This window comes from Pseudomonas alkylphenolica (assembly GCF_000746525.1).
GTDB classification, from domain to species: Bacteria; Pseudomonadota; Gammaproteobacteria; order Pseudomonadales; family Pseudomonadaceae; genus Aquipseudomonas; species Aquipseudomonas alkylphenolica.
This window is the reverse complement of sequence record NZ_CP009048.1, coordinates 5,368,184-5,386,983: the sequence shown is the minus strand read 5'-3', so window position 1 is coordinate 5,386,983 and position 18,800 is coordinate 5,368,184. Positions and strand designations below refer to the sequence as shown.

Annotated in this window: 14 protein-coding genes and 1 pseudogene; 12 read left to right on the top strand and 3 right to left on the bottom strand. The window is 62.5% G+C overall.

Annotated features, from left to right (window positions below):
• Positions 1-40 precede the first annotated feature (40 nt).
• The 12 genes from hutU (at position 41) to PSAKL28_RS24625 (ending at position 15,771) form a co-directional block, all read left to right on the top strand.
• Positions 41-1,720, top strand: coding sequence for a urocanate hydratase (hutU, locus tag PSAKL28_RS24680; protein ID WP_038615459.1), 1,680 nt, complete (start codon positions 41-43; stop codon positions 1,718-1,720).
• Between the two features lie 67 nt (positions 1,721-1,787).
• A complete protein-coding gene (gene hutH, locus PSAKL28_RS24675) occupies positions 1,788-3,320 on the top strand; it encodes a histidine ammonia-lyase (protein WP_038615457.1) in 1,533 nt (510 codons plus the stop codon).
• A gap of 132 nt (positions 3,321-3,452) precedes the next feature.
• Positions 3,453-4,862, top strand: coding sequence for an L-histidine transporter HutT (locus tag PSAKL28_RS24670; RefSeq protein WP_038615455.1), 1,410 nt, complete (start codon positions 3,453-3,455; stop codon positions 4,860-4,862).
• A gap of 15 nt (positions 4,863-4,877) precedes the next feature.
• On the top strand, positions 4,878-6,083 hold the full coding sequence (gene hutI, locus PSAKL28_RS24665; protein ID WP_038615453.1) for an imidazolonepropionase: 1,206 nt from the start codon (positions 4,878-4,880) through the stop codon (positions 6,081-6,083).
• A gap of 10 nt (positions 6,084-6,093) precedes the next feature.
• The gene (gene hutG / locus PSAKL28_RS24660) at positions 6,094-6,897 is read left to right on the top strand and encodes an N-formylglutamate deformylase (protein ID WP_038615452.1); all 804 of its coding nucleotides are present in this window, start codon (positions 6,094-6,096) and stop codon (positions 6,895-6,897) included.
• Between the two features lie 162 nt (positions 6,898-7,059).
• Positions 7,060-8,031, top strand: a complete 972-nt coding sequence (pip, locus tag PSAKL28_RS24655; protein WP_038615450.1) for a prolyl aminopeptidase — start codon at positions 7,060-7,062, stop codon at positions 8,029-8,031.
• Complete coding sequence (gene dtd, locus PSAKL28_RS24650; protein WP_038615449.1) at positions 8,028-8,465, top strand: D-aminoacyl-tRNA deacylase; 438 nt, start codon at positions 8,028-8,030, stop codon at positions 8,463-8,465. The genes pip and dtd overlap by 4 nt, the downstream gene beginning before the upstream one ends.
• A 262-nt stretch (positions 8,466-8,727) precedes the next feature.
• The gene (locus tag PSAKL28_RS24645; protein ID WP_038617001.1) at positions 8,728-10,443 is read left to right on the top strand and encodes a glucan biosynthesis protein G; all 1,716 of its coding nucleotides are present in this window, start codon (positions 8,728-8,730) and stop codon (positions 10,441-10,443) included.
• A complete protein-coding gene (gene mdoH / locus PSAKL28_RS24640; RefSeq protein ID WP_038615447.1) occupies positions 10,436-13,009 on the top strand; it encodes a glucans biosynthesis glucosyltransferase MdoH in 2,574 nt (857 codons plus the stop codon). The genes PSAKL28_RS24645 and mdoH overlap by 8 nt, the downstream gene beginning before the upstream one ends.
• 190 nt (positions 13,010-13,199) lie before the next feature.
• The gene (locus tag PSAKL28_RS24635; RefSeq protein ID WP_038615443.1) at positions 13,200-14,003 is read left to right on the top strand and encodes a transporter substrate-binding domain-containing protein; all 804 of its coding nucleotides are present in this window, start codon (positions 13,200-13,202) and stop codon (positions 14,001-14,003) included.
• A 78-nt stretch (positions 14,004-14,081) separates the two neighbouring features.
• Positions 14,082-15,044, top strand: a complete 963-nt coding sequence (locus PSAKL28_RS24630; protein ID WP_038615441.1) for an amino acid ABC transporter permease — start codon at positions 14,082-14,084, stop codon at positions 15,042-15,044.
• Positions 15,037-15,771 (top strand): amino acid ABC transporter ATP-binding protein, encoded by a 735-nt coding sequence (locus PSAKL28_RS24625; RefSeq protein WP_038616999.1) that lies wholly within the window; start codon positions 15,037-15,039, stop codon positions 15,769-15,771. The genes PSAKL28_RS24630 and PSAKL28_RS24625 overlap by 8 nt, the downstream gene beginning before the upstream one ends.
• A gap of 121 nt (positions 15,772-15,892) precedes the next feature.
• Here the strand turns inward: PSAKL28_RS24625 and PSAKL28_RS28680 are convergent, their stop codons facing one another.
• From PSAKL28_RS28680 to PSAKL28_RS28670, 3 genes and pseudogenes are all read right to left on the bottom strand, one after another.
• The gene (locus tag PSAKL28_RS28680; RefSeq protein WP_371262014.1) at positions 15,893-16,597 is read right to left on the bottom strand and encodes a methyl-accepting chemotaxis protein; all 705 of its coding nucleotides are present in this window, start codon (positions 16,595-16,597) and stop codon (positions 15,893-15,895) included.
• Positions 16,598-16,795: 198 nt separating this feature from the next.
• Positions 16,796-17,812, bottom strand: a pseudogene (locus tag PSAKL28_RS28675) (methyl-accepting chemotaxis protein); the annotation flags it as partial.
• A gap of 274 nt (positions 17,813-18,086) precedes the next feature.
• A complete protein-coding gene (locus PSAKL28_RS28670; protein WP_371262013.1) occupies positions 18,087-18,791 on the bottom strand; it encodes a methyl-accepting chemotaxis protein in 705 nt (234 codons plus the stop codon).
• Between the last annotated feature and the right edge of the window lie 9 nt (positions 18,792-18,800).

Genomic DNA, 18,800 nt, shown 5'->3' with positions numbered 1-18,800 from the left:
GCCTGGGTTGGTTTGGACTGATCGCTTAGGAGCCATTTCCGTGACTGACAACAACTTCAAAAAATTCCGTGACGTCGAAATCCGCGCTGCACGCGGCAACAAGCTCACTGCCAAGAGCTGGCTGACTGAAGCGCCGCTGCGCATGCTGATGAACAATCTCGACCCGGAAGTCGCAGAAAACCCGAAAGAACTGGTGGTTTACGGCGGTATCGGCCGTGCCGCGCGTAACTGGGAGTGCTACGACAAGATCGTCGAGAGCCTGACCAACCTCAACGAAGACGAAACCCTGCTGGTGCAGTCGGGCAAGCCGGTCGGCGTGTTCAAGACCCACAGCAACGCCCCGCGCGTGCTGATCGCCAACTCCAACCTGGTGCCACACTGGGCCAACTGGGAACACTTCAACGAACTGGATGCCAAGGGCCTGGCCATGTACGGCCAGATGACCGCCGGCAGCTGGATCTACATCGGCAGCCAGGGCATCGTTCAGGGCACCTACGAAACCTTCGTCGAAGCCGGCCGCCAGCACTACAACGGCAGCCTCAAGGGTAAGTGGGTGCTGACCGCCGGCCTCGGGGGCATGGGCGGCGCCCAGCCACTGGCCGCGACCCTGGCCGGTGCCTGCTCGCTGAACATCGAATGCCAGCAGAGCCGCATCGACTTCCGCCTGAGCAGCCGTTATGTCGACGAGCAAGCCAAGGACCTGGATGACGCCCTGGCCCGTATCGCCAAGTACACCGCCGAAGGCAAAGCCATCTCCATCGCCCTGCTGGGCAACGCCGCAGAAATCCTGCCTGAGCTGATCAAGCGTGGCGTGCGTCCTGACATGGTCACCGACCAGACCAGCGCCCACGACCCGCTCAACGGTTACCTGCCAGCCGGCTGGACCTGGGAGCAGTACCGCGATCGTGCGCAGACCGAGCCGGCTGCAGTGGTCAAAGCCGCCAAGCAATCGATGGCCGTACACGTCAAAGCCATGCTCGAGTTCCAGAAGCAGGGCGTGCCGACTTTCGACTACGGCAACAACATCCGTCAGATGGCCAAGGAAGAGGGCGTAAGCAATGCCTTCGACTTCCCGGGCTTCGTACCGGCCTACATCCGTCCGCTGTTCTGCCGCGGTATCGGTCCGTTCCGCTGGGCGGCGCTGTCGGGCAATGCCGAAGACATCTACAAAACTGACGCCAAGGTCAAGGAACTGATCCCGGACGACGCGCACCTGCACAACTGGCTGGACATGGCCCGCGAGCGCATCAGCTTCCAGGGTCTGCCGGCTCGTATCTGCTGGGTAGGCCTGGGCTTGCGCGCCAAGCTCGGCCTGGCGTTCAACGAAATGGTCCGCAGCGGCGAGCTGTCGGCGCCGATCGTGATCGGCCGCGACCACCTCGATTCGGGCTCGGTCTCCAGCCCTAACCGCGAAACCGAGTCGATGCAGGATGGCTCCGACGCCGTCTCCGACTGGCCGCTGCTCAACGCCCTGCTCAACACCGCCAGCGGCGCGACCTGGGTCTCGCTGCACCACGGTGGTGGCGTTGGCATGGGCTTCTCGCAGCACTCGGGCATGGTCATCGTCTGCGACGGTACCGACGAGGCTGCCGAGCGTATCGCCCGCGTCCTGCACAACGACCCGGCCACCGGTGTCATGCGTCACGCCGATGCCGGTTACCAGATCGCCATCGACTGCGCCAAAGAACAAGGCTTGAACCTGCCGATGATCACAGGCTGATCTGCGGTAAATGGTTGATACTGATATCTATGCAGGCGCATACGCCTCACGAGTACGGAGCATTAACGTGACTGAATTGACCCTGAAGCCCGGCACCCTGACCCTGGCTCAGCTGCGTGCGATCTACCAGCAGCCGGTAAAACTCAAGCTGGATGCCAGCGCCGATCAGCAGATCGACGACAGCGTCGCTTGTGTCGAGCAGATCCTGGCGGAAAACCGCACCGCTTACGGCATCAACACCGGTTTTGGCCTGCTGGCGTCGACCCGCATCGCCAGCCATGACCTGGAAAACCTGCAGCGTTCGCTGGTGCTGTCGCACGCCGCCGGCGTTGGCCAGCCTATCGACGACGCCCTGGTACGGCTGATCATGGTGCTCAAGGTCAACAGCCTGAGCCGTGGCTTCTCCGGCATCCGCCGCAAGGTGATCGACGCGCTGATCGCGTTGATCAACGCCGAGGTCTACCCGCACATCCCGCTCAAAGGGTCGGTGGGCGCATCCGGCGACCTGGCACCGCTGGCGCATATGTCGCTGGTACTGCTCGGTGAAGGCAAGGCGCGTCACAACGGCCAATGGCTGTCGGCCACCGAAGCCCTGGCGGTCGCCGGTCTTGAGCCGCTGACCCTGGCGGCCAAGGAAGGTCTGGCGCTGCTCAACGGCACCCAGGCATCCACCGCCTATGCCCTGCGCGGCCTGTTCGAAGGCGAGGATCTGTTCGCTGCAGCGACCTCGATCGGTGCCCTGACGGTCGAAGCGGTGCTGGGTTCGCGTTCGCCGTTCGATGCGCGTATCCATGCCGCCCGTGGTCAGCGCGGCCAGATCGATGCCGCCGCCTGCTACCGCGATCTGCTCGGTGATGGCAGCGAAGTCTCGGCCTCCCACGAAAACTGCGGCAAGGTCCAGGACCCGTACTCGCTGCGCTGCCAGCCACAGGTCATGGGCGCCTGCCTGACCCAGTTCCGTCAAGCTGCCGAAGTACTGGTGATCGAAGCCAACGCCGTGTCCGATAACCCGCTGGTATTCGCCAGCGAAGGTGACGTGATCTCCGGTGGTAACTTCCACGCTGAGCCGGTGGCCATGGCCGCTGACAACATGGCCCTGGCGATTGCCGAGATCGGCTCGCTGAGCGAACGCCGTATCTCGCTGATGATGGACAAACACATGTCCCAGCTGCCGCCGTTCCTGGTGGCCAATGGTGGGGTCAACTCCGGCTTCATGATCGCCCAGGTGACTGCGGCCGCGCTGGCCAGCGAGAACAAGGCGCTGGCGCATCCGCACAGTGTCGACAGCCTGCCGACCTCGGCCAACCAGGAAGACCATGTGTCGATGGCCCCGGCTGCCGGCAAGCGTCTGTGGGAAATGGCTGAAAACACCCGCGGTGTGCTTGCCGTGGAGTGGCTGGCTGCCGCCCAGGGCCTGGACCTGCGCGAAGGCCTGAAAACCTCGCCGAAGCTGGAGCAGGCGCGTAAGGCCCTGCGTGGCAAGGTCGCCTTCTACGAGAAGGACCGTTTCTTCGCGCCAGACATCGAGGCGGCCATCGCCCTGCTGGCCGAAGGTTCCCTGACTGGTCTGTTGCCAGCCAAGGTCCTGCCTAGCCTGTAATGCCTCTGGGGCCGTTGCCTGATCCAATCGCGGGGCAAGCCCGCTCCCACAGTGTGGGAGCGGGCTTGCCCCGCGATGCTCGACGAAACGCCCCGACCATTCTCACGACCAGAACAAAAATAAGGACGTGACATGCAAGAAGCTCAAGGTCTCAAGCGCGGGCTGACCGCGCGACACATTCGTTTTATGGCACTAGGCTCGGCAATCGGTACCGGGTTGTTTTATGGCTCTGCCGCAGCGATCCAGATGGCCGGCCCGGCCGTGTTGCTGGCCTACCTGATCGGCGGTGCCGCGGTGTTCATGGTCATGCGCGCCCTGGGCGAGATGGCTGTGCACAACCCGGTCTCCGGCTCGTTCGGCAGCTATGCCACCACCTATCTGGGACCGATGTCGGGTTTCATCCTGGGCTGGACCTATGCCTTTGAAATGATCATCGTCTGTATTGCCGACGTGACCGCTTTCGGCATCTATATGGGCTTCTGGTTTCCCGAAGTTGCCCGCTGGATCTGGGTGCTGGGCATCGTCTTCCTCATTGGCGGCCTGAACCTGTGTAACGTCAAAGTCTTCGGCGAGATGGAGTTCTGGCTGTCGCTGCTCAAGGTCGGTGCCATCGTCGCGATGATCCTGGCCGGCTTCGGCATCATGATTTTCGGCCTGAACAACGCCAGTGCCGACAACGCCGTGGGCATCAGCAACCTGTTCGAGCATGGCGGCTTCATGCCCAATGGCATTGGTGGCCTGATCGCGTCCTTCGCCGTGGTGATGTTTGCCTTTGGTGGCATCGAAATCATCGGTATCACCGCTGGTGAGGCCAAGGACCCGCAGCGCGTGCTGCCCAAGGCGATCAACGCCGTGCCGATGCGCATCCTGCTGTTCTATGTACTGACCCTGTTCGTGCTGATGTGCCTGTACCCATGGCCGCAGATCGGCAGCCAGGGCAGCCCGTTCGTGCAGATCTTCAGTAACCTCGGGATCGGCTCGGCGGCGACTGTGCTGAACATCGTGGTGATCTCGGCAGCCGTGTCGGCCATCAACAGCGATATCTTTGGTGCCGGTCGCATGATGTACGGCCTGGCCCAGCAGGGGCATGCGCCCAAGGGCTTCGCGAAAATCTCCCGTCACGGCGTGCCGTGGATGACCGTGCTGGTCATGGGTGCAGCGTTGCTCGGTGGTGTGGTACTCAACTACCTGATCCCGGAAAACGTGTTCCTGCTGATCGCCTCGATCGCCACCTTTGCGACCGTCTGGGTGTGGCTGATGATCCTGGTGACCCAGGTTGCCATGCGTCGCAGCATGAGCCGCGAAGAAGTTGCCGAGCTGAAGTTCCCGGTACCGTTCTGGCCTTATGGTCCGGCGGCGGCGATTGCCTTCATGCTGTTCGTGTTCGGCGTGCTCGGTTACTTCCCTGATACTCAGGCAGCGCTGCTGGTCGGCGTGGTCTGGGTGCTGTTCCTGGTCGCCTCCTACCTGCTGTGGTGCAAGCCGCGGGCAGCGAAAGGCGAGGCGCCGCTGGCCCAGGATCCGTCCCAACTTCACCGCTAGAAACGGAGACATTGCATGAGAACCCTCTGGCAGCACTGCCATGTGGCGAGCATGGCCCAAGGCACGTACTCGATCATCGAGGACGCGGCGATCATCACCAGCGCCGGCCACATCGAGTGGATCGGCCCGCGCCAGTCGCTGCCGACCCTGAGCGCTGACAGAACCGTGGACCTGGGCGGCGCCTGGGTCACTCCGGGGCTGGTCGACTGCCACACTCACGCGGTGTTCGGTGGCAATCGCAGCGGCGAATTCGAGCAGCGCCTGCAAGGGGTCAGCTATGCCGAGATCGCCGCCCAGGGTGGTGGCATTGCCAGCACCGTGCGGGCGACCCGCGCGGCCAGCGAAGATGAGCTGTTCAGCAGTGCCCGCCAGCGGGTCCAGGCGTTGATGCGTGATGGCGTCACCACCCTGGAGATCAAGTCCGGCTACGGCCTGGACCTGGCCAGCGAACGCAAGCTGCTCAAGGTCATCCGCCGCCTCGGTGAAGAGTTGCCGCTGACCGTGCGCAGTACCTGCCTGGCTGCCCATGCCTTGCCGCCGGAGTACAAGGATCGGGCTGACGATTACATCAGCCATATCTGCGAGGTGATGCTTCCGGCACTGGCGGCCGAAGGGCTGGTCGATGCCGTGGATGCATTCTGTGAATACCTGGCGTTCTCCCCGGCTCAGGTCGAGCGGGTGTTCATCAAGGCCCGCGAGCTGGGCCTGCCGGTCAAGCTGCATGCCGAGCAACTATCGTCTCTGGCCGGCTCCAGCCTGGCGGCGCGCTACCAGGCGCTGTCGGCCGATCACCTGGAGTTCATGACCGAGGACGATGCCATCGCCATGGCCGCGGCCGGCACCGTGGCGGTGCTGTTGCCTGGCGCGTTCTACTTTTTGCGCGAGACCCAACTGCCGCCGATGGATGCCTTGCGCAAACACGCGGTGAAGATTGCCATCGCCACCGACCTCAACCCTGGCACCTCGCCGGCGCTGTCGCTACGGCTGATGCTGAACATGGCCTGCACCCTGTTCCGCATGACCCCGGAAGAGGCTCTGGCCGGCGTCACCACCCATGCCGCAACGGCATTGGGACTGGGCGACAGCCATGGCACGCTGGAGGTGGGTAAAGTGGCGGACTTTATTGCCTGGCAGATCGAGCGTCCGGCGGACCTGTGCTATTGGCTGGGCGGCGACCTGTCCAAGCGGGTGGTACGTCTGGGCCGCGAAGTTTTCAATTGAAGGAGGGCCTATGGACAAGGTACTGAGTTTTCACCAAGGCGACCTGCCGCTGCTGATCAGCATGCCGCACGCCGGCCTGCGTTTGACGCCGGTGGTCAAGGCCGGGCTGGTGGCGCAGGCGCAGAGCTTGCCCGATACCGACTGGCATATACCGCAGCTTTACGATTTTGCCCGTGAGCTGGGGGCCAGCGTGGTGGCCGCCGAGTACTCACGCTTTGTCATCGACCTGAACCGTCCAGATGACGACAAACCGTTGTATGCCGGTGCTACCACGGGCCTGTACCCGGCTACCCTGTTCGAGGGCGAGCCGTTGTTCCAGGCTGGCAAGGAGCCGTCGGCAGAAGAGCGGGCGGAGTACCTGGAGGGCATCTGGCGCCCTTATCACGACACGATTCGTCGTGAGCTGGCGCGCCTGCGCGAGCAATTTGGCTACGCCCTGTTGTGGGATGCGCACTCGATCCGCTCGCACATTCCGCACCTGTTCGAAGGCAAGCTGCCGGACTTCAACCTCGGCACCTTCAATGGCGCCAGTTGCGATCCACAGCTGGCTGAGCGCCTGCAGGGTGTCTGTGCTGAGGCCGGGCAGTACAGCCATGTGCTCAACGGCCGCTTCAAGGGCGGGCATATCACCCGTCACTATGGCGATCCGGCCAACAACATCCATGCAGTGCAGCTGGAGCTGGCGCAAAGTACCTATATGGAAGAGGTCGAGCCGTTCAGGTATCGCGAGGATCTGGCGCAGCCGACCCAGGTGGTGTTGAAGAAATTGCTGGAGACAGTGTTGGCGTGGGGGCAGGAGCGCTACTCGCGTTGAAGCTATCGCGGGGCAAGCCCGCTCCCACAGACGTCATCACCACCTCTGTGGGAGCGGGCTTGCCCCGCGATGAGGCCCGCAAGACCAACACAGGTACATGCTCAAAGCGCAATTCAGGTTTATGATGCCCAACGGCAGAATAATTCCCACACGGAGTGCGTAATGCAGACCTTGTACCCGCAGATCAAACCCTACGCCCGGCACGATCTGGCCGTGGAAGCACCGCATGTGCTGTACGTCGACGAGAGCGGTTCGCCGGAAGGTCTGCCGGTGCTGTTCATCCATGGTGGCCCGGGCGCTGGCTGCGATGCCCAGAGCCGTTGCTACTTTGATCCCAACCTGTACCGGATCATCACCTTCGATCAGCGCGGCTGCGGTCGCTCGATTCCGCATGCCAGCCTGGAAAACAACACCACCTGGCACCTGATCGAAGACATGGAGCGTATCCGCAAGCACCTGGGGATCGAAAAGTGGCTGCTGTTCGGCGGCTCCTGGGGCTCGACCCTGGCCCTGGCCTACGCCCAGACCCACCCCGAGCGCGTCCATGGCCTGATCCTGCGCGGTATTTTCCTGTGCCGTCCGCAAGAGATCGAGTGGTTCTACCAGGCCGGCGCCAGTCGCCTGTTCCCGGACTACTGGCAGGACTACATCGCGCCGATTCCGGCTGAAGAGCGCGGTGACCTGGTCAAGGCCTTCCACAAACGCCTGACCGGCAACGACCAGATCGCCCAGATGCATGCGGCCAAGGCCTGGTCGACCTGGGAAGGGCGCACTGCAACCCTGCGCCCCAACCCGCTGGTGGTCGATCGCTTCTCCGAGCCGCAGCGCGCGCTGTCGATCGCCCGCATCGAATGCCACTACTTCACCAACAATGCTTTCCTTGAGCCGGACCAGCTGATCCGCGACATGCCGAAGATCGCCCACCTGCCGGCGGTCATCGTGCATGGCCGCTACGACGTGATCTGCCCGCTGGACAATGCCTGGGAACTGCATCAGGCCTGGCCGAACAGTGAGCTGAAGGTGATTCGCGACGCCGGTCACGCCGCCTCGGAGCCTGGTATCACCGACGCCCTGGTGCGTGCCGCCGACCAGATGGCCCGGCGCTTGCTCGACCTGCCTCTGGAAGAAGCATGAAGGGGCTGCTGCAACGTGTGCGTGGCGCACGGGTGGATGTCGAGGGCAAAACGGTAGGGGCAATCGACCAGGGCCTGTTGGTGCTGGTCGCGGTGGAACCCGGTGATACCCGGGCGCACGCCGACAAATTGCTGCACAAGCTGCTCAACTACCGGGTGTTCAGCGATCCCCAGGGCAAGATGAACCTGTCGCTCAAGGATATTGGCGGCGGTCTGCTGCTGGTGTCGCAGTTCACCCTGGCCGCCGATACCCAGAGCGGCCTGCGCCCGAGCTTTTCCACTGCGGCGCCGCCAGCCCTCGGCGCGGAGCTCTTCGACTATTTACTGGCCCAGGCCCAGACGCTACATGGCACGGTTGCCAGTGGTCAGTTCGGGGCTGACATGCAGGTGCACCTGGTCAATGATGGCCCCGTAACATTTATGTTACAAATCTGATGGCAAAAAACCCCTGTTTGCAGGAAAACAAGGGGTTTTGTAGCATAAATAGTTTGTTTGGCCTGATGCGTTGTAACGCGGCCTGCTGGATAATCGCGCGCTATTGTGAACCTGCGTTCGTGGGTTCGTTTTACTCTGACTTGAGACTGTCCGGAACCGTTTGGGGAATCATTGCGCCCTTTCGGAGTCCGAACAGTGCTCGCCAACCTGGCATATGTCGCTGGCCGTTGGTTTATTGATCTGTTTTCGGCGAGGGTTGCTCGTGATTGTTAGTCCCTGTAATGCACCAAGAACCCCTGGCAATCGGCTGCGCAAGGCCTTTTTGGCAGGCGCAACGCTGGTAGGCCTGTTCAGCGCAGGTCAGCTCTGGGCGTTCAACCTTGACGATGTTGCGGCCAAGGCGAAGGATCTTGCCGGACAGAAGTACGAAGCGCCGAAAAGCAATCTGCCAGCTGTGTTCCGTGACATGAAGTACGCTGACTACCAGCAGATTCGTTTCTTGCCGGAGAAGGCCGAGTGGGCCAAGGACAAGACCCCGTTCAAGCTGTCCTTCTATCACCAGGGCATGCATTTCGACACGCCGGTGAAAATCAACGAAGTCACCTCGACCAAGGTCGAGGAGATCAAGTACGACCCGAGCCGCTTCGATTTCGGCAGCGTGCAGTTTGATCCAAAAGCCACCGAGAACCTCGGCTACGCCGGTTTCCGTGTGCTGTACCCGATCAACAAGGCCGACAAGCAGGATGAAATCATGACCCTGCTTGGCGCCAGCTATTTCCGCGTGGTCGGCAAGGGCCATGTCTATGGCCTGTCCGCCCGTGGCCTGGCCATCGACACCGCGCTGCCGTCCGGCGAAGAATTCCCGCGGTTCACCGAGTTCTGGATTGAAAAGCCGAAGGCCACCGACAAACACCTGGTGATCTACGCGCTGCTCGACTCGCCGCGCTCCACCGGTGCCTACAAACTGACCCTGCGTCCGGGCAGCGACACCATTGTCGACGTCAAATCCAAGGTGTTCCTGCGTGACCACGTCAGCCGTCTGGGCATTGCCCCGCTGACCAGCATGTTCCTGTTCGGCGGCAACCAGCCTTCGAAAGTGCTCAACTACCGTCCGGCCCTGCACGATTCCGAGGGTCTGTCGATCCATGCCGGTAACGGCGAGTGGCTGTGGCGTCCGCTGAACAACCCGAAACACCTGGCCGTGAGCAACTTCAGCGTCGAGAACCCGCGTGGTTTCGGCTTGCTGCAGCGCCAGCGCGAGTTCAGCCAGTTCGAAGACCTCGATGACAACTACCAGAAGCGTCCAAGCGCCTGGATCGAGCCGGTCGGCGACTGGGGCAAAGGTACTGTCGACCTGGTCGAGATTCCGACCGCCGATGAAACCAACGACAACATCGTTGCCTTCTGGAGCCCGGAAAAGCTGCCGGAGCCGGGTACGCCGTTCGAGTACGCCTACCGCCTGCACTGGACCATCGACGAGTCCGAGTTCCACTCGCCGAACCTCGGCTGGGTCAAGCAGACCCTGCGCTCGACCGGTGACGTCAAGCAGTCCAACCTGATCCGTCAGCCGGACGGCAGCGTGGCCTTCCTGGTCGACTTCGAAGGCCCGGTGCTGGCTAAACTGCCAGAAGACACCGCTGTGCGTAGTCAGGTCAGTGTTGGTGACAACGCCGAGCTGGTCGAGAACAACCTGCGTTACAACCCGGAAATCAAAGGCTGGCGCTTGACCTTGCGGATGAAGGTCAAAGACCCGAGCAAGTCCGTGGAAATGCGTGCAGCGCTGCTGCGTGACGTCCCGGTCGAGCCTGCCAAGCCAGCCAAACCGGCTAAACAGGACAAGGCAGCTGCCAAGGCTGCCAAGGCCGAGAAGCCTGCCGAGCAACCCGCCGCCGACGCGGCATCCACCACCGGGGCACCGGCCACCACCGAACAGGTGCTGACCGAGACCTGGAGCTATCAGTTGCCTGCCGATGAGTAACTCTCAAGCACGGCCAGAATCGCTTGGCGAATACCTGGCCCATTTACCACTGAGCGATGAGCAGCGGGCAGAACTTGCCAGCTGCACCTCGTTCAGCGAGCTGCATCAACGTCTGTCGGCTCAGCCGGGCACTCGCGATGCCGAAGCCGTGCAGGCTTCGGTGGGTGAGCGGCTGACCCTGAACAGCGCCCAGGACATGCACGACGCCGAGATGCTTGCGGTGGATGGCAGTGGCCGGGTCTGTCTCAAGGCGACGCCGCCGATCCGCCGTACCCGGGTGATTCCCGAGCCATGGCGCACCAACATCCTGATCCGTGGCTGGCGCCGCCTGACCGGGCGCCGCAATGCCCCGGCACCGGAAAAGCGCGAGCTGCCCAAGGCGCGCTGGCGCTGGGTCGGCTCCATGCGTCGCTACATCCTGCTGACGCTGATGCTCGGTCAGACCATCGTTGCCGGCTGGTACATGAAAGGCATCCTGCCGTACCAGGGCTGGTCGTTCGTCGATCTCGACGAAATCACCCACCAGTCGCTGCTGCAGACCGCCACTCAGGTCTGGCCTTACGCATTGCAGACCAGCATCCTGATCCTGTTCGGTATTCTGTTCTGCTGGGTGTCGGCCGGTTTCTGGACCGCGTTGATGGGCTTTCTCGAGCTGCTGACCGGTCGCGACAAGTACCGCATCTCCGGCAGCAGTGCCGGTAACGAGCCGATCGAGGCTGGCGCGCGTACCGCTATCGTCATGCCGATCTGCAACGAAGATGTGCCGCGGGTGTTTGCCGGCCTGCGCGCGACTTTCGAGTCGGTCGCTGCCACCGGCGATCTGGACCGCTTCGACTTCTTCGTGCTCAGTGACACCAACGACAGCGATATCGCCGTGGCCGAACAACAGGCGTGGCTGGAAGTCTGTCGCGAGGCCAAGGGCTTCGGGCGGATCTTTTACCGCCGCCGTCGCCGTCGGGTGAAGCGCAAAAGCGGTAACCTCGACGACTTCTGCCGTCGCTGGGGCGGTGACTACCGTTATATGGTGGTCCTCGACGCCGACAGCGTGATGAGCGGTGAATGCCTGACCAGCCTGGTGCGCTTGATGGAAGCCAACCCGGATGCCGGGATCATCCAGACCGCGCCGAAAGCCTCGGGCATGGACACCCTGTATGCGCGCATGCAGCAGTTCGCGACCCGCGTCTACGGCCCGCTGTTCACCGCCGGTCTGCACTTCTGGCAGCTCGGTGAGTCGCACTACTGGGGCCACAACGCGATCATCCGCATGAAGCCGTTCATCGAGCACTGCGCCCTGGCGCCGTTGCCGGGCAAAGGTGCGTTCGCCGGTGCGATCCTCTCCCACGACTTCGTCGAAGCCGCGCTGATGCGCCGTGCCGGCTGGGGCGTGTGGATTGCCTACGATCTGCCGGGCAGCTATGAAGAATTGCCGCCGAACCTGCTCGACGAGCTCAAGCGCGACCGGCGCTGGTGCCACGGCAACCTGATGAACTTCCGCCTGTTCCTGGTCAAGGGCATGCACCCGGTGCACCGTGCGGTGTTCCTCACCGGGGTGATGTCGTACCTGTCGGCGCCGTTGTGGTTCTTCTTCCTGGTGCTGTCGACGGCGTTGCTGGCGACCAACACCCTGATGGAGCCGCAGTACTTCCTCGAGCCGCGTCAGCTCTATCCGTTGTGGCCACAGTGGCACCCGGAGAAGGCCATTGCGCTGTTCTCGACCACCATCGTGCTGCTGTTCCTGCCCAAGCTCCTCAGCATCATCCTGATCTGGGCCAAGGGCGCGAAAGAGTTCGGCGGGCGCTTCAAGGTGACCCTGTCGATGCTGCTGGAGATGCTGTTCTCCATGCTGCTGGCACCGGTGCGGATGATTTTCCACACCCGTTTCGTTCTGGCTGCGTTCCTTGGCTGGGCGGCAACCTGGAACTCGCCGCAGCGTGACGATGACTCGACGCCGTGGAGCGAAGCGGTGCGCCGTCATGGTCCGCAGACCTTGCTGGGCGTGGCCTGGGCCTTGCTGGTGGCGTGGCTGAACCCGAGCTTCCTGTGGTGGCTGGTGCCCATTGTCGGTTCGCTGATGCTGTCGATCCCGGTGTCGGTGATCTCCAGTCGGGTGCACCTGGGCCTGCGTGCCAAGGACGAGAGCCTGTTCCTGATCCCTGAGGAATACGCTACGCCGCACGAGTTGCTGGCAACCGACCAGTACACCCACGAAAATCGCTGGCATGCCATGCACGACGGTTTCGTCCGGGCTGTGGTCGACCCGCAGCAGAACGCTCTGGCCTGTGCCTTGGCCACGGCGCGTCATGGTGTCGCGGCACCGATCGAGTCGCTGCGTGCCGAGCGTATCGACAAGGCGCTGGACCTTGGACCAAGCGGCCTGGACGGCAATACCCGCCTGGCGTTGCTCAGCGATCCGGTCGCTCTGGCGCGCTTGCACACGCGGGTCTGGGCCGAGCATAACGAAGCCTGGTTGGGCGTCTGGCGTCAGTCGATCGCCAATGACCCGCACTCGCCGTTGTTGCCGTTGCATCCGGAGCCTGTGGCGCAGCCTTCGCTGGCCAGCGCCTGACTTATCGCGGGGCAAGCCTGCTTCCACAATCCCTGTGGCAGCGGGCTTGCCCCGCGATTTGTTTCATCCCTTTTTCTGATACCCACAACGCCGCCCATGCGTTAGCATCCCCCCCGAATATCTCGCACCCGTCTGTAGGACGGTTCGCGCCAAAAATAAAATTCGAGCTTTCTTGCTGGGGGATCTGGTGATGTTTAAAAAATATCTGTCGATGCTGCTGGTCGGCGTTACCGCGCTGATGGCAGTCAGTGCTGCCCAGGCAGCCGGCGCCATTGACGAGGCGGTCAAGCGCGGCACGCTGCGTGCCGGCATGGACCCTACCTACATGCCGTTCCAGATGACCAACAAGCGTGGCGAAATCGTCGGCTTCGAAGTCGATATCCTCAAGGCCATGGCCAAGTCCATGGGCGTCAAGCTGGAGATGGTCTCCACCTCCTACGATGGCATCATCCCGGCCCTGATGACCGACAAGTTCGACATCATCAGCAGCGGCATGACCCTGACCCAGGAACGCAACCTGAAGCTGAACTTCAGCGAACCCTTCATCGTTGTTGGCCAGACCCTGCTGATCCGCAAGGAGCTGGCGGGCGAGATCAAGTCCTACAAGGATCTGAACAACGAGAAGTACCGCCTGACCTCCAAGCTCGGCACCACCGGCGAAATGGTTGCCAAGAAGCTGATCGGCAAGGCCAAGTACCACGGCTACGACAACGAGCAGGAAGCGGTGATGGACGTGGTCAACGGCAAGGCTGACGCCTTCGTCTATGACGCCCCCTACAACGTGGTTGCGGTGAACAAGGCCGGTGCCGGCAAGCTGCTGTTCCTCGACAAGCCGTTCACCTTCGAGCCGCTGGCTTTCGGCCTGAAGAAAGGTGACTACGACAGCCTGAACTTCATCAACAACTTCCTGCACCAGATCAAGCACGACGGTACCTACGATCGAATCCACGACAAGTGGTTCAAGGACACCGCCTGGCTCAAGGACATGGAATAAGGCCGCGGCACCACGCCCGGCTTGAAACCCGACGCGCAGGCTGGTCCTGCGCGTTCGCTTTTACGGAAGTACCCTCAAGTGATCAAACACAAGAAAGCCCAGTGGCCCTGGCACGGGCTGACCGCGCTGGTCCTGGTGGGCCTGGCGCTGAGCCTGTATTACGCGACCTCGATGATTTCCTACGAGTGGAGCTGGAACCGGGTACCGCAGTACTTCGCCTACCAGTCCGAAGTCGCCCAGCGCGCCAGTGACAATGGCACCATCGAATCGATTACCCCAAAAGGTGACATGGCAAGTGTCATCCTGCGTGACGAGAGCGGCGCCGAGCAGGTGTTCGACGTCGAACTGGCCAGTGTGCTGCTGTCCCGTGGCGACGATGTCGCCGAAGGCGACCTGATCGGCGTCACCCACCACTGGGCTGCCGGCCCGTTGGCCTGGGGCCTGTGGACCACTGTCTGGATCTCGGTGGCCTCTGGCGTGCTGGGCCTGGTGATCGGTCTGTTTGCCGGCCTCTGCCGCTTGTCGAACAACCCGACCCTACGTGACCTGTCCACGGTCTACGTCGAGTTGGTGCGCGGCACGCCACTGCTGGTACAGATCTTCATTTTCTACTTCTTCATCGGCACCGTGCTCAACCTGTCCCGCGAGTTCGCCGGGGTGGCTGCACTGGCACTGTTTACCGGCGCGTACGTGGCCGAAATCGTCCGCGCCGGTGTGCAGTCGATTGCCAAAGGGCAGGGCGAAGCCGCTCGCTCGCTGGGCTTGAGCGCTGGCCAGTCGATGCGTCACGTGGTGCTGCCGCAAGCGTTCAAGCGCGTGCTGCCGCCGCTGGCCGGGCAGTTCATCAGCCTGGTCAAGGACACCTCGCTGGTGTCGGTGATCGCCATTACCGAACTGACCAAGAGCGGGCGCGAAGCGATCACTACCTCGTTCTCGACCTTCGAGATCTGGTTCTGCGTCGCCGGTCTGTACCTGTTGATCAACCTGCCGCTGTCGCACATGGCCAGCCGGCTTGAGCGGAGGCTTGCGCAAAGTGATTGAAGTCCGTGATCTGGTAAAAGTCTTCGATACCCGTGGCCAGGTGGTGCGCGCGGTCGATCACGTCAGCACCAACGTGGCCAAGGGTGAAGTGCTGGTTGTACTCGGGCCGTCGGGGTCGGGAAAATCGACCTTCCTGCGCTGCCTCAACGGTCTGGAGTCGTTCGATGAAGGCACCGTGGCCATCGACGGCCTGCAACTGGCCGACCCGAAGACCGACGTCAACGCCTACCGCCGTGAAGTCGGCATGGTGTTCCAGCACTTCAACCTGTTCCCGCACATGACCGTGCTGGAGAACCTGTGCCTGGCGCAGAAGGTGGTGCGCAAGCGCGGCAAGGCCGAGCGTGAGGCCAAAGCCCGGGCGTTGCTGGAGAAGGTTGGCATTGGCCAGAAAGCCAATGAATACCCTTCGCGGCTTTCCGGTGGCCAGCAGCAGCGGGTCGCCATTGCCCGGGCCCTGGCCATGGACCCGAAGGTGATGTTGTTCGACGAGCCGACCTCGGCGCTCGACCCGGAAATGGTCGGTGAAGTGCTCGATGTCATGAAAACCCTGGCGCTGGAAGGCATGACCATGGTTTGCGTGACCCACGAAATGGGCTTTGCCCGCGAAGTGGCGGACCGGGTGCTGTTCTTCGACCATGGCAAGCTGCTGGAGGATTCGCCGCCTGAGGCGTTCTTCACCTCGCCGAAAGACCTGCGCGCCCAGGCGTTCCTGCGCCAGGTGCTGTAGTACCGGTGGGAGCGGGCTTGCCCCGCGATTGCGGTGTGTCAGTAACATCGCATCGCGGGGCAAGCCCGCTCCCACCGCTGCTTTCAAAGCAACCGGTCAAGACAGTTGCTCCCTTCAGGGGTTACAGGGTGAAGCGGCCGGCCAGCGTCTGTAGCTGACGCCCCAGCCGCGCCAGCTCGACACTCGACGCTGCCGTCTCTTCACTGGCCGCACTGGTCTGGTCCGACACTTCGCGCACATTGATCACACTGCGGTTGATCTCCTCGGCCACCGCGCTTTGTTCTTCGCTGGCGGTAGCGATCTGCTGGTTCATGCCCTGAATATTCGACACCGTGCGGGTGATCTGTCCCAGCGCATCACCAGCCCTGCGGCTCAGCTCGACACTGTCGCGGGTCAGGACCTTGCTGCTGTCGAGCAGGCGGGTGACCTGATCGGTGCCGTCATGCAGGTTGCCAATCAGTTGTTCGATCTCCTCGGTTGACTGTTGAGTACGCTGGGCCAGGCCGCGGACTTCATCGGCGACCACGGCAAAACCACGACCGGCCTCGCCGGCTCGCGCCGCTTCGATGGCGGCGTTCAGGGCCAGCAGGTTGGTTTGCTCGGAGACCGACTTGATCACATCAAGAATGCTGCCGATGCGCTGACTCTCGCCGGCCAGTTGATGCATGGCATCGATCGAATGGTCCATTTGCCGGGCCAGCTGTTCGATCTGTTCCACGGCCTCACCGACCACCTGATCGCCCAGTTGCGCCTGCTGGTCGGCGGCGGTCGCCGCCTGCGAGGCAAGTTCGGCGTTCTGCGCCACTTCGTGGACCGTTGCGCTCATCTGGTTCATGGCTGTGGCGACCTGATCGGTTTCGTCTTTTTGCTGGGCGATCCGGACCTTGGTCTGCTCGCTGACAGCAGCCAGTTGCTCGACTGCCGAGGACAGCTGGGTGATGCCCCCGCCGATCCCGCCAATCAGCTCGCGCAGGCTCAGGGTCATGGCCTGCATGCTGTTTTGCAATTGACCCATCTCGTCGCGGCGCTGCACGGTGTCGGTCAGTTGTAGATCGCCTTTCGCAATGCGTGCGGCCAGGGCCAGGGTCTGTTTCAGCGGTAGGGTGATCTGCAGGGTGATCAACCAGGCCGCCAGGCTGCCAAGCAGCAAGGCCAGAACCGCCTCGCCGGTCAGTACACTCTGGGCCTGAATGGCCTCTGCGTCGCGCTGCTCAATCTGGTGGTCGCTCAGTTTGCGGCTGGCATCGCGAAGCTCAATGCCTAGCTGTTCCAGCGTGCCTTGCACGCTCTCCACAGTGATAGCGGCCCGGCGATACTGATCGAGGCTGTCCTGGTAGCGGCTCAGCGCTGCGCGCAGGTTTTCCCGGGTGCTGGCGGCCAGACCATGGGTTTGCATCAGTTGCGCCAGTTGCTCGAAGGTCTGCCGACTGGCGTCGAGCGCTGCCTGACCAACGTTGGCGAACTGCTCCAGGGGTTCGAAAGTATAGGCCGGCACCAGGCTCTGTTGATTGGCAACTTCGACATGCCTGCCGAGGGCTTCGGCCAGGTTCAGGACCCGGTTCTGGCTGGCCTGCTGGCTCTCGCTACGCATGTTTTCCAGTGCCTGGTCTGCGACCTCATCGACCAGCTCGGCCAGGCGCTGTTCAGCACTTTGCATGGCCTGCTGGCGTGTCTGGCGCAAGGCCACGGCCTGTTGTAGCTGTACAAAGTCCTGGGTAAAGCGCTGCACCGTTTGCAACTTGCCGGCGATCATCTGCCGGTCTTCGGGCGCTGCATAACGCTCCGGCATTGCCGTGAGCAGTTCCTGCAGGGCCTTCAGCGACAGCTCGATCTGAGCCTTGCTGTGCGCATCATTGAGTACCCGAAAGGTGATGCGCTCGGCCCTGAGGTCTTTGCCGATGTCATTGAGGCGGGCGATTTCCTGGAGCTTTTCCGAGCGCAGGATGGCGTCGTCCAATGCACGCCAGCCGCTGAGGGTGATCAATAGGGTCAGTAACAGCACCAAGGCAAAGGCCAGGGTCAGCTTCAGTCTGACGCTCATGTTGCCTAGCATCCGATTCACAGGTCCGAACATGGGGGTCTCCAGCAATTGAGGAATGACCGGCGCCAGGACGAAGGTCAGGGCGCCGCCCCTTGCTCATCGGCGGGCTACGGGCGAGCTGGACCTGCAAACGATGTAGGAAAGTTCGGCGGTTAACCTAGGGAAATTGGGTGAAGCGGCGGAGGGTGTAGGACGCTTGCTCAAGGGAAGGCAGCAGAAGATTGGCAGTATCCCAACCTGCGCTGCCCGAGCGAGCAGCACAGGTTGTTTAACCTCAGAGCTGGAATTTGCCGACCAGGCCCTGCAGGTGGGTGCCCAGGCGGGCCAGTTCGACACTGGAGGCGGCAGTTTCTTCGCTGGCGGCGGAGGTCTGATCTGACACATCGCGCACATTCATCACGCTGCGGTTGATCTCTTCCGCTACTGCGCTTTGTTGCTCGGCCGCTGCGGCGATCTGCTGGTTCATCGCCTGGATCGAGGAAACGGTATGGGTGATGGTCTCCAGTGAGGTGCCGGCGCGACGGGTCAGCTCGACGCTGCTGGCAGTCAGCTCGCGGCTGGCATCCATGCTGCTGGCGACTTGTTGGGTGCCGCTTTGCAAGCCGGCGATCAACGCTTCGATCTCTTCGGTCGATTGCTGGGTGCGCTGGGCCAGGCTGCGTACTTCATCGGCGACCACGGCAAAGCCACGCCCGGCTTCCCCGGCGCGGGCGGCTTCGATCGCTGCGTTGAGGGCCAGCAGGTTGGTTTGCTGGGCCACCGACTTGATCACATCGAGCACGCTGCCGATCTTGTCGCTTTCGCTCTTGAGCTGGCCCATGGCTTGGCTGGAATGATTCATTTCAGTCGCCAGACGCTCGATCTGGGCAATCGACTCAGCGACTACCCGATCACCCTCGCGGGCCTGCTGATCGGCCACCAGCGCGGCCTCCGAGGCCTCTTCGGCATTGCGCGCGACTTCCTGCACGGTGGCGGCCATTTCGTTCAT